The organism is Oceanobacillus caeni (assembly GCF_042678465.1).
GTDB classification, from domain to species: Bacteria; Bacillota; Bacilli; order Bacillales; family Amphibacillaceae; genus Oceanobacillus; species Oceanobacillus caeni.
Window position 1 is genome coordinate 18,506 of the sequence record NZ_JBHTKV010000031.1, and the last position, 11,761, is coordinate 30,266.

Sequence of the window (11,761 nt, forward strand, 5' to 3'; positions counted from 1 at the left end):
TTTGCTCATAGTAAGCAAAAAGTGCTCATATTTTAAATGATTAGAGAAGGTCTTTCATCAGTTGACTAAACTGTTGGGAGGCCTTTTCTTCCATGTTAGCAGTCATATGAGCGTAAATATTCATAGTTGTGTTTATATCTGTATGACCTAAGCGTTGTTGGATTTCCTTTACTCCTACACCCGCTTCGATTAAAAGGGATGTGTGAGTATGCCTAAATGAGTGTGGAGTAATATTTTTTACAATGCCTGCTTTTTTTAATAAACGTTTTAGTCTTGTTTCTACTACTTTTCTTAATTGTGGATGACCGTCATTTCTTGCAAATATAAACTGGTTATCTGCATACATAACTCCTCTTTGTAATTTAATCTCTTTTTGCTTAACAGAATGACGTTTCAACATTTTTATAAGTCTTTCATCAATTCGTATTGTTCTTATTGAACCAGTGGTTTTTGGAGTGAGTAGCTGGTATTTTTCGATATTGTTACTTGGGTTGTATAAAGTCTTGGTAACACGCAATGACCCTCTATCTTCATCAAAATCAGTCCATTTCAAGGCGAGTAATTCCCCAATGCGCAAACCAGTATAGGCAAGGGTGGTAAACACCAAAGAGTCCATTTCTAAGCCGTCAGATTCCGTTAATCGCAAAAATAGAGCCAACTCTTCCTTTTCCAAAAAGTTATTTACTTCATCTTGATTTTCAATATCTTCAACCTTTGCTTGATATTTTGGAAGTTGAACATTTTCAGTGGGATTCACCTTAATAAGACCGAGTTCAACTGCATGATTAAAAATCATTCGACCACAGGCATGGATACCACTCATATAATTTCGGCTATATTTTTCCGAAAGTTCAACTATCCTCTTTTGATAAATACGTTTAGTAATCTTTTTAAGCGGGTAGGGGCCCCATACAGAAATAAAGTGTTTCATTTCTTTGCTACGTGCCCTAACGCTACTTATCTTTACACTTTGGGAGTAATATTTTATCCATTCAGATGTAAAAGCTTCGAATGTCATAGTTGTTTCTTTTATAAATGTACCATTTTCAATTTCTAATTCTACTTTTCGGGCAGCAGAAATAGCCTCCTTTTTAGTAGCAAAACCTGATTTAGTTATCTGTTTCTGTTTTTGGGTTAGTGGGTCCATGCCGAGTGATACGGTATATGACCATTTTCCATTACGGTTTCGATAGTATGCCATGCTATTTCTTCCTTTCTTCCTTTTTGTTTTTCCTCATTCTTTTTAGACGTTGGTTATAAGTGTTTTCACAGGTACTTCTTTTTCTATCTGGTAATGGCGAACAAAACTTTTGTGATGCATGTCGGGGTTCATATAAGGCCCCGCAATTTTTACAAAGCTCTAGTTTTTGGTCTTTAAAGATAGCTTGTTTTAATTGGTATCCTGCAACCTCTAAAGGGCTATTAAATCTCATAGCGGGTACGATTTTACCGTCAATAAAACGGGTTGCAGTTTCTCCGTTATTAATTTTCTTGAGCTCTAAGCTTAGATAGGCTAAGGCAATTGCTTTTAAATTAGAATTGTTTTTTACCCGCTCCCATGCATTTTTTGATTCCTCACCTTTTTCAATAACTTTCAGTAGTTTATCAGGATTATTTTTATATGCTTTTATAACATCCTTCATCTCCCCTACTGTAAATAAGACCCCTGAGTCAGTAAATATAAAATCTGCATATTCTTCTGTGGATGTCGCTTCCAAAAAAATCTTACTGTGATTACTATGGGAGTTTATATGTGATTCAAACTCATTCTTAATCTTAATTAATTCCTCCATATTACCTTCCTGTATGTTAATCCACATATTTAAAATTCTTTGGTATTTAGCTAATTCTGCAAAAAAAACTATTGCATCCATTTCCAAAATAAACTTTTCTGAATCGTTGTTTTGAAAAAGTGTAGAGTTAAATAACTCTAATTCATTATTAGGTGAAGCTCGGTGAAATGCTAGCCCGTAATTATTAATAAATTTCATTAATGATTTTTCATCAAAAATAACAATCTTGTTCATTTCCAAATACAACTCAGGTGTATCTCTTAATGGATCGTAAGTATAAAATTCAGATTCATCACTGATATACCTATCAATATCAGCCATAGGGACATAAACCTTTCTGATAACCTCCTGTAAGTTTTGTATCTTGGTTTGTGTGAAATTAGCGATGTTATCTAAGCTTGTTTGATAGTTTTGGTCAAACTTACTATCTTTTTGTAAATACTCCATTCTATAATCATCCGCTACTACAAAATCCGATAAAGAATATTGGTAGTGTAGATAGGTCATTGGCTTCCCCCTTGTTATGTACCGCTCAAATATACGGTTATATTAATGCGTGATTGATTATTTTGAATTCTATAATAATAGTATACCACCACTACCACATAAAATGTATATGTTTATGAGGTACAAAATAAGGGTGCGGGATAGGGAGATATGAAGATGAAACCTAATATGGAAATTCGAACTGCTATTGAAAACTCAGATTTTTTTACATGGCAAATAGCACAAAAGTTAGGTATCCATGAAAACACTTTTTATCGATGGATGAGGATGGAAATGTCAGAAGAGAAAAAGAGAAAGGTAATCACTGCCATTACGATATTAAAACAAGAACAAAAAGAAGGTGCTATGTAATGGATGAAAAATCTATAGTGAAGGTTGATGTAAATGAGGAAAGTTTAAAAGAACTGTATCTATTAGAAGTTCAAAAGCGTCTGGAAAAGCTGGAGATGGACACTATGCTTATGGACAGTAAGCAATTATGCAAAATGCTAAATCTTTCATGGCCTACTATAGAAAAGCTATTTCTTCGTGATCCTAATTTTCCAAGCATTCGTGTGGGCAAAAAGTGGGTTTTTAATAGGAAGGAGGTAGAAGAATATATTAATTGTTGGTCTGTAGAAATTCGAGAACAAGGGGGAGAGGTCGAAATATAACTATCTTAAATATATGTGGATATGATTTCTTTACAATCTGGGGTGAGTTGTAATTACGGGAAAACTGATAATGGGATGAAAGGGATCAAATTAAGTAATTTGTATGGCAGCAATCGAGAGGAGAATTGAAAGCCTATGCTATTAATTAACCTTTATATTTACTTTTTGGATTGTGACTATGATGGACGGTTGGTTTAAACTCCATAGGAAAATTAAGGATAGTTCTATTTTCTCTGATCCCGAAATTCTTAGGTTGTGGCTACTTTGCTTAATCAAAGCGTCATACAAGAGCAGAAGTATCATTATGAACAGGGATGAAATAAAATTGGATCCTGGCCAATTTGTGACTGGAAGAAAATCACTATGTAAGGAGTATAATGATTTAATTGTGCCCACTAAAAAAGTGAAGGAAACAACATTATGGTCGTGGGTTAAGAAATTGGAAAAATGGAGAATGATTGACATCAAAAGCACAAACAAATATAGCATTATATCAATCGTTAAATGGGGTGAGTATCAAGAGGTTTTGACAACAGAACGACAACTGATTGACAACGGATTAGCAACAGAATTACAACAAAATGACACAAACAAGAAAGAGAAGAAAGAAAAGAAGGGAGAAGAATGGGGAGAAGACGACATCCCCTACTTGTAGTAAAAAGGAAATTGAACAAAATGGTAAGCCCATAGAAAAAAGGCAAGCCAAAATAAACGTTTCATTAAATTACACGTAAACCCCGCTTATCATGATAAATATCGTTAAATATATGGTATGCACCTTTTAAAATCAAAATCCAATTAAATAAAGTTGAAGGAAGTGTAAACATGCGAAACTTTGCTCTTGTTAGGGAAATTCTCATATTTTTAGAAAAAAATGATGAAAAATATTTTAATGGGATTATGAAAATCGCTGGTTATAGTAAAAGTGAAATTGATTATTGTCTACAACGAATGTTAGATGAAAACCTATTAGTAGGACATCTTTTATATGACTTTGATGATGTTTATTTTCATGGTGTAGCCTTATCAAAGGAAGGGAATCTGCTTTTAGAAGCAGCGAGAAACGAGGACCTGTGGTTTACAGTTAAACAAAAACTAGATAGAGAATCAATACCTCTTTCCGCTTTTGCAGGTATATTAAAACGGGTTTCTGAAGATTTTTATAAACTTGGATGGGATGATTAAGAGTAGGTAGTGAACGATGTGATACGCTCCTTATACACTTGGTGACATTATTTCCTGTAAATTAAGGGTCTGCTATGATCAATAACCGCTTCTGTTACTTTTAATGGGAGCGGTTGTTGATATTTTTAATTAGGCATTAATTTCATTTGAGGAAACACATTATTTTGTTTCTTAAAGAAATCGCATACGCTGATGCAATCGAAGGTATAAATAACAAATGATAAATTTATAGTCGTATGATTACTTTAAATGAATCTAGTAAAAAGACCATATGGTAGAATAGAAGCGGAAGATACAAATATTAGAACGTGGAAAATAAAATACATATTAATAAATGAAATTATTTTAAGGGGAATTATGATGATATGGAAACTAAAATTAATGACGCAATTAGGCAGGCTTTACAGCAATTTGGTGAAAAGTACTTTATTGAAGAAGCATTAAATAAAAATAAAGTCATTCAGGATTTAGATAACTATGATAGAGATTTACTTGAAGCATTTATTTCAAATGAAACATTAAAAAGTAACTTTACAATTAATGTGGCAGGAAATATCGTTATGCAAACAAACAAGCTTATTGAATTATTTGAAGCGGACGAATACTGGCAAGATTCGTATACTAAATATTCAAAGAAAATAGGCTTAACAGCTGGTGGGAAATTTATTGATGAATCAACGGATGTTGTTTTGGATTTTCCTTATAAAGATACTGTATTAAAAGCAAGCATGAGTAAAGAAGATACAGATAAAGATGATTTACGTCCAGATGAGCCATTCTTGAATGAAGTGATTGCAAAAGAAGAAATTGACGTTCTATTAGACAATAAAATTTTAGTGAACGCAAAAAAGTATGATAAAAGTGGTGAACATGAGGTAGACAGTTTTAGTGATGAAGATAACTTGATCATAAAAGGAAATAACTTACTTGCATTACACGCTATAAAAGAAAAGTACTTTGGGAAAATTAAACTAATTTACATTGATCCACCCTATCTTTTTAAAGAGCATAAGGAAGAAGACACATTTAATTATAACTCAAACTTCCATATGTCAACATGGCTTACATTTATGAAAAATCGATTGGAAGTTGCAAAGGAGCTTTTAGTCGAAGGGGGAACAATCTGGATTAGTACTAATGAGGATGGCATGCATTACTTAAAAGTATTGGCAGATACTATATTTGGAGCTGAAAAGTTCTTAGGTACAACTCCACGTAGAACAAGATATGGAAAGTCAGATGTTCCTTTTAATTACTCGCAGGATTTTGATTTTCTTTTAGCTTATAGTAATGTTGATGAACAAAATCAAGTAATAGGAAGAAGAGTTGAAAGGGATTATTATATCTCGGATGATTATCCAAATCGTCCATGGAGATTAGCCGATTTAACTACACAGAGAAATTTTAAAGAAAGACCAAATTCTTATTTCACTATGATTGATCCTAAAACCAAAAAGGAATATCCAGCAAGTAAAAAAAGAACATGGGCAGTTACTAAGGAAACCTTTCAACATTACTATGATAATGGTTATATTGTCTTTCCTGATGATTATGATTTTCTGAATATTACTAAGCCATATGCGAGAAAGTTTAAAGATGAAGATTTAGCTTCGGGAAAACTGAGTTCAGTCATCTCCGATTTTGCTATAAAAGATTTTTTGCAAGAGTTATTAAATAATAGCACTAATCGATCGGGGAATGATGAACTGAATAAACTAATTGAAAATGAAACATTTAGCTATCCCAAACCTGAAAATTTAATTAAAAGTATTCTAGAAGTATCGACCAACGAAAATGATATTGTCTTGGATTACTTTATGGGTTCAGCCACTACTCAAGCAGTTGCTCACAAAATGAATCGTCGATACATTGGGATTGAACAGATGGATTACATTAATACAGTATCTGTCCCACGTCTTCAGAAGGTTATTGAAGGTGAGCAAGGAGGCATATCCAAAGATGTTGACTGGCAAGGTGGAGGAAGTTTTGTTTACGTTGAATTAATGGAGAAGAACCGTGGGTTCCTAAAATCTATTCGTGATACTAAAACCCAAGCGGAATTACATAGTGTGTTTGATTTTATGTTAAAAGAAGCAGAAATTGATTTCCGTGTTGACTTAGAAGCGGTTAAGGAAACGTTACATGAACTTTCATTTGATGACCAAAAAAGGACACTCATTAAAATCATTGATAAAAACCAACTCTACTACAACTACTCTGAAATTGACGATGAAAACGTTCGTGATTTAATTTCTGATAGTGACTATGCATTTAATAAAAGCTTCTATGATGAAGGTGGTGAATAATTATGGCAAAGAAAAAGAAACAGCTACCATTACCTTTATACGACGAAGTAAGAGAACTAAATGATAGTTTATTTAACGAGGAAGGTGCATGGGAAACACCTGAATATATTAAACAGAACATGGTACATACGTTTAGATACTATCAAGATGGGGCTTTACGCTTTTTTCATTATTCACAAGTAGCGAATGAGTTTCGTTTTAGAAATGTGAATCATGTGTTATTCAACATGGCAACAGGAAGCGGGAAAACTGACTTAATGGCTGGGCTTATCTTATACCTTTATCAAGAACATGGCTATCAAAACTTTTTATTCCTCGTAAATACAAATGGTGTATTAAACAAAACGATTGATAACCTTACAAATATGGCATCGGATAAATATTTATATACACCGCAAATTGAAATAGATGGGGAACGAATCGAAATTAGACAAGTTCCATCTTTCCCAAAAACGCAAAGTAAGAATACGATCTATTTAAAACTGGGAACCGTTCAACGGGTTTCGGCTGATATTTATACTCAAAAAGAAAATGCAATGGGTAAAGAAGACTATGCAAGAAATAAAGTCGTTATATTAGGAGACGAAGCACACCATTACTCGGCTTCTACTAAGTCGGAAAAAGAAACGGAACAATCATGGGAAAAAGCAATTTCAACGATCTTAAATGCCAATGAAGACAATCGTTTACTTGAGTTTACCGCTACTATCGACCTGGAAAATAAAAATGTCTATGAAAAATACAAAGACAAAGTGTTGTATCGCTATGCACTAGACCGCTTTATTCAAGATAAATATTCTAAGAATGTAAAGCGAATTCAGTCGAGCAATACAGACGTAGACAACATGTTGAATGTCGTTTTATTAAGCGAATATAGAAGAAAATATGCACTGGAAGAACATGGGGCATATATCAAGCCCGTTATCATGTTTAAATCACAGCGAGTTGATGCTTCTAATGCTGCACATGAACAATTCAATGAGTTAATCAATAATTTGACCGTTGAATCTTTAAAAGCATTCCTTAATAGACAAGCGCAAATCGCTTCTGAAGATGATAGTGAAACATTGGCATTTGCACATGAATATTACCGCCGACGTGAGGATGATTTAAGTGAAATCGTTCGTGATATGAAGCGTGAATTAGCTCCTAGCCGTATTATTAATGCCAATGATACAAGTCAATCGGGAATCTTAGAAAAAGGTCACTACGAAGCTCTAAACAGTTTAGAAAGCCCTACGAATTTGTATCGTGTCATTTTTGCGGTTGCTCGACTTACAGAAGGATGGGATGTTTTAAATCTATTTGATATAGTCCGTTTAAGTGATGATCCAAAAGCAAAAGGAACAAAAGCAACAACAATATCAGAAGCACAATTAATCGGACGCGGAGCTAGGTATTATCCATTTTTGTTAAATGGGGAACGTTCATTTACACGTAGGTTTGATGATGATAGTAAAGATAGCTTGATTTTAGAAACGATTCACTATCACACCATTAATGAGCCTCAATATTTGAAAAACTTAGTAGCTGCTTTAGATGAAATGAATTTACCAACAGGAGAGGACAAGAAAAATCCATTAATTGATGTAAAGGTGAAACCTATATTTAAACGGACGAACGTATGGAAACATGGCAAGATTTATTACAATGAAACGATTGAAGTCACTGATACCTACTACGATACGTTAGAAAAATATGGTGTTGATACAAAAAGTGATGTTGTTATTCCATATATATCTGCACTAAAAGAAGTGGGTTATAAAGACGATCAAGTTCAAGAGGACTATTCAAACGCTTATAATGTTGCTGTTACTTTTGATAAACGTTATCTCAATAAAATTATGAACCGATTGTCGTTCTATCATTTTTCTAACTTAAGAAAGTACATTCCATTGCTAAAATCGAGAGAAGAATTTTTAGGGGAGAAATGGCTAAACATTTATAATCGAACTATTTACGTTACGATTCCACGGACCATGGAAAGTAGCGTACTAACAGCTAATGAAAAGTTAAACATACTGGAGCGTTACTTTACTGATGTCGCTAAACAAATAAAATTAGGCTATAGTAAACAGCGTGGAACTGGTAAGTTTATTGGCTATCCAATTAAAGAGTACATTGCCAATTATCGTAAACGTGTACCGAACTATGATACAGGTAAAATGTTCATGCAAAATGATCCACAAACAGTACAGCGTTATGAGTTAAATGAAGATTACTTTGTGTATGATTCTGCAATTATTAACTTAACCGAAAAACAATTAATCGATAGAATTGCAGAAAGAGTTGAAGAATTACAAGAGGAATACTCGGATGTATATTTAATACGGATGGACGAAAATATGCATCGTGAATCAGCAAAGAACAACAAATTAAAATTACATCAATTTGGAAGTGGGCATGATGAAGTTAATTTAGCAGGATTCCAACCAGACTTTATTCTTTATTTACAAAACAGTGATTATTTTATTCAGATATTTATTGAGCCGAAAGGGCGAAATATTGAAGAAGAACAGTGGAAAGAAGATTTACTCACATACATTAATGAACACGAAGCAGAGATTGTCTTTGAAGATGAGACGGAAGAGGTAAAGATAAAAGGGGTTAAATTCTACACAATGAACGACGGTAGGGGAACGATAAGACAGATTGGTGAGATTGCACTGGGCAGACCGTTTAAAGGGTTGAGTGTTGAAAAATAAGTTGAGAAATTTATCTAAATGATGAGAGGTGTTAACAATGGATGCTGGAACGATTAGATTGCTAGAATTTTTATATCCACCTAAATCAGTATTTAGGATACCTGTATATCAAAGGAAGTATGAATGGACAGAAGAACAAGTAAACAAATATTTTCTTGATATAGAAAATATCGCTTTAAACGATGAAATCGAAGGGCACTTTTTAGGTACTGTAGTATTTGTGAAAAGTTCATTTCCTAATATGGGAAGTGATTATATTATTATAGATGGACAACAAAGAATAACCACGACATTTCTATTCTTAAAGGCACTCTATAATTCTATTGACAGCGAGAATACGAAATCAGATATAAAAGAAACCTATTTTGAAAATAGAAATGTTGATGAAGAGTTTAAATATAAGTTAATATCAGTTGAAGATGATCGCAAGGACTTCTTAGAATTATTAATTCACGATAAATATGATAGACCTTCAAAAATTCATATGAACTATAAACGATTAGTCTACTTAATTCAACATTCCAAAGCTACTAGTGAGCAGTTATTAAATGCACTTGAAAAAGTTAGAATTGTATATATTGAACTTGAACAAGGAAAAAGGGAAGAAAATCCACAAATCATATTCGAAAGTCTAAATTCTACTGGGCTATCGTTAACCGAATCTGATTTAATCCGTAATTTCTTGTTAATGAATGAAACACCGTCTGTACAAGAGCATTTATATAAGAATTACTGGTTATTAATCGAGGAGTTTTTAACAAATTCAAAAATACCTGATTTCATTAGAGATTATTTAACGATGAAAACTGCTGTTATTCCAAATAAAAATAAAGTGTACCAAAATTTCAAATATTATATGCATAAAAATAGTCTCAGCAGTGAAACAGTTTTACGTGATTTACTGAAATTTTCTGGTTATTATTCTAAGATGTTAAACCCAAAAAGTGACAATAAGATTATTCAAAATCACTTGATGGTAATCGTTCAATTAAAATCTACTGTTACCTACCCATATTTATTACGTTTATTTGACAATTACTATGGAGAAAAAGAAATTAGCACAGAGCAATTCGTTAATATTTTAACGATTATCAACTCCTATTTAATTAGAAGAGCTATCGTTAATTTTCCTACAAATGCATTAAATAAAGTATTTAGTAATCTCGGAAAAGAAGCAAATAAAAAGAAAGATATTCAATCAGAAGAAGATTCTGTCGCTGAATATTTATTAAGTAGGACAGGAAGTGCTTTATTTCCTAGAAATGAGAAATTAAAAGAAAGTATTCTTAACGAAGATATGTATAATCGTAATCATCGACTAGTTAAATTGATACTTAGTCAAATTGAAATACAAACACATAAGGAAATAGTAGATTTTGAAGAAGTTTCCATCGAACATATTTTACCAGCAACACTAACACCTAGTTGGAGAGTTGAACTCGGTGATAATGCGATTGATGATCACAAATTATATAAAGATGTATTAGGCAATCTAACTTTAACGAATTACAACGCTGAAATGTCTAATCAATCATTCAATGATAAAATTAGTTATTATAAAAATTCAAATATCAAAATAACTAGAGATATTTGTGATTATGATACTTGGAATAAGGACTCGATTCATAGTAGAGGATTGAAACTATATAAACAAATTTTAGACTTATGTCCGATACCCGAAGAAAAAGATAATGTTGGCAAAGTAAAAGAAGTAAAGAGTGATACATACTACTCTGTTTTTGAATTACTTTCTGTTACTGGTAAAAAACCCAAAACCCTAATGATTGATGATAAAGAGTTTGTAGTTAATTCATGGAAGAATACGTTAATTACTTATTTAAAATGGTTAGCGGATTTTGACTTAGAACAGTATTTAGAGCTTCCGAAACAAAAGGCATTTCAAAAACTATTATCTTATACAGATGAAGTTTTAAGAAAAGGTGAAAATGTTTTAAGTCTCTATGTTGAAACGAATTTAAGTGCACAATCAATTTATAATTATATTAGTTCATTAACGGAATTCTACGACATGGAAGACGATGTATTCATTCGATTAGATGTATGATATTGATCGAAGCCTTTATAATTAGTTGAACTCTATATATTAAGAGATTGTTTAGAATTCGAGTGATTAACAGCATTTATTGAGTGATTCCAAAATACAATTGCTCATATTTTTGCTCATACCATTTTTATTTTCTATTTAAGAGTATTATAGATTGATAGTAGAAACCCGATAATATCAAGGTTTTTTCAAGACTATTTTTCTCTATTCTATATAGTCATGAATGGGCGGCATGATGTAGGTTTAAGCCTTACATCTTTAGGAATAGTTTAGTCTATTTCTACCCTGTTTTACAACCGCTTTTGTGAAGCTGTTTCATGTATAAATAGTTAATATTGAGAAGGCTACTTCCTATTAAGGGGGTAGCCTTTTTTGTGCTTTTAAAATTTGCTTTCCAGGACTTTCTTAATGACCGTAGATTTAGGAATACAACCAAAATTAAGAAATAATTATTGAAAAGTTAAATAAAGAACTATGTGTAAAATAGTTCTCGGGGATTTGAAACAAAATTCTAGAAAAAAAAGAAAAGGCGCTCTATCATAAATGT

9 protein-coding genes are annotated in these 11,761 nt (G+C 32.4%); 7 read left to right on the top strand and 2 right to left on the bottom strand.

The window, feature by feature from the left end; genetic code table 11:
* Positions 1-40 precede the first annotated feature (40 nt).
* Both ACFQ18_RS15790 and ACFQ18_RS15795 read right to left on the bottom strand, forming a co-directional pair.
* Positions 41-1,201, bottom strand: a complete 1,161-nt coding sequence (locus tag ACFQ18_RS15790) for a site-specific integrase (RefSeq protein ID WP_204798636.1) — start codon at positions 1,199-1,201, stop codon at positions 41-43.
* 1 nt (position 1,202) lies between these two features.
* Positions 1,203-2,240: a hypothetical protein gene (locus ACFQ18_RS15795; RefSeq protein WP_204798637.1), complete on the bottom strand. Its 1,038-nt coding sequence runs from the start codon at positions 2,238-2,240 to the stop codon at positions 1,203-1,205.
* A gap of 216 nt (positions 2,241-2,456) precedes the next feature.
* On the opposite strand from ACFQ18_RS15795, the gene ACFQ18_RS15800 reads away from it, so the two are divergent.
* From ACFQ18_RS15800 to ACFQ18_RS15830, 7 genes are all read left to right on the top strand, one after another.
* On the top strand, positions 2,457-2,651 hold the full coding sequence (locus ACFQ18_RS15800; RefSeq protein ID WP_204798638.1) for a hypothetical protein: 195 nt from the start codon (positions 2,457-2,459) through the stop codon (positions 2,649-2,651).
* A complete protein-coding gene (locus ACFQ18_RS15805) occupies positions 2,651-2,953 on the top strand; it encodes a helix-turn-helix domain-containing protein (protein WP_379566719.1) in 303 nt (100 codons plus the stop codon). The genes ACFQ18_RS15800 and ACFQ18_RS15805 overlap by 1 nt, the downstream gene beginning before the upstream one ends.
* Before the next feature lie 325 nt (positions 2,954-3,278).
* Positions 3,279-3,608, top strand: coding sequence for a hypothetical protein (locus tag ACFQ18_RS15810; RefSeq protein ID WP_204798639.1), 330 nt, complete (start codon positions 3,279-3,281; stop codon positions 3,606-3,608).
* Between the two features lie 170 nt (positions 3,609-3,778).
* Positions 3,779-4,138 carry a DUF2513 domain-containing protein gene (locus ACFQ18_RS15815; protein ID WP_060668704.1) on the top strand — a complete coding sequence of 120 codons (360 nt, stop codon included), beginning with the start codon at positions 3,779-3,781 and terminating at the stop codon, positions 4,136-4,138.
* A gap of 365 nt (positions 4,139-4,503) precedes the next feature.
* Positions 4,504-6,444, top strand: a complete 1,941-nt coding sequence (locus tag ACFQ18_RS15820) for a site-specific DNA-methyltransferase (protein ID WP_060668703.1) — start codon at positions 4,504-4,506, stop codon at positions 6,442-6,444.
* Between the two features lie 2 nt (positions 6,445-6,446).
* Positions 6,447-9,149, top strand: coding sequence for a DEAD/DEAH box helicase family protein (locus ACFQ18_RS15825; RefSeq protein ID WP_204798640.1), 2,703 nt, complete (start codon positions 6,447-6,449; stop codon positions 9,147-9,149).
* 37 nt (positions 9,150-9,186) lie between these two features.
* A complete protein-coding gene (locus ACFQ18_RS15830) occupies positions 9,187-11,214 on the top strand; it encodes a DUF262 domain-containing protein (protein ID WP_204798641.1) in 2,028 nt (675 codons plus the stop codon).
* Positions 11,215-11,761 lie beyond the last annotated feature (547 nt).

Excerpts from the sequence above, each read along its gene's own strand:
- ACFQ18_RS15795 (WP_204798637.1), bottom strand. The coding sequence starts at position 2,240 with ATGGAGTATTTACAAAAAGATAGTAAGTTTGACCAAAACTATCAAACA.
- ACFQ18_RS15820 (WP_060668703.1), top strand. The coding sequence starts at position 4,504 with ATGGAAACTAAAATTAATGACGCAATTAGGCAGGCTTTACAGCAATTT.
- ACFQ18_RS15825 (WP_204798640.1), top strand. The coding sequence starts at position 6,447 with ATGGCAAAGAAAAAGAAACAGCTACCATTACCTTTATACGACGAAGTA.
- ACFQ18_RS15830 (WP_204798641.1), top strand. The coding sequence starts at position 9,187 with ATGGATGCTGGAACGATTAGATTGCTAGAATTTTTATATCCACCTAAA.
- ACFQ18_RS15815 (WP_060668704.1), top strand. The coding sequence starts at position 3,779 with ATGCGAAACTTTGCTCTTGTTAGGGAAATTCTCATATTTTTAGAAAAA.
- ACFQ18_RS15805 (WP_379566719.1), top strand. The coding sequence starts at position 2,651 with ATGGATGAAAAATCTATAGTGAAGGTTGATGTAAATGAGGAAAGTTTA.
- ACFQ18_RS15800 (WP_204798638.1), top strand. The coding sequence starts at position 2,457 with ATGAAACCTAATATGGAAATTCGAACTGCTATTGAAAACTCAGATTTT.
- ACFQ18_RS15790 (WP_204798636.1), bottom strand. The coding sequence starts at position 1,201 with ATGGCATACTATCGAAACCGTAATGGAAAATGGTCATATACCGTATCA.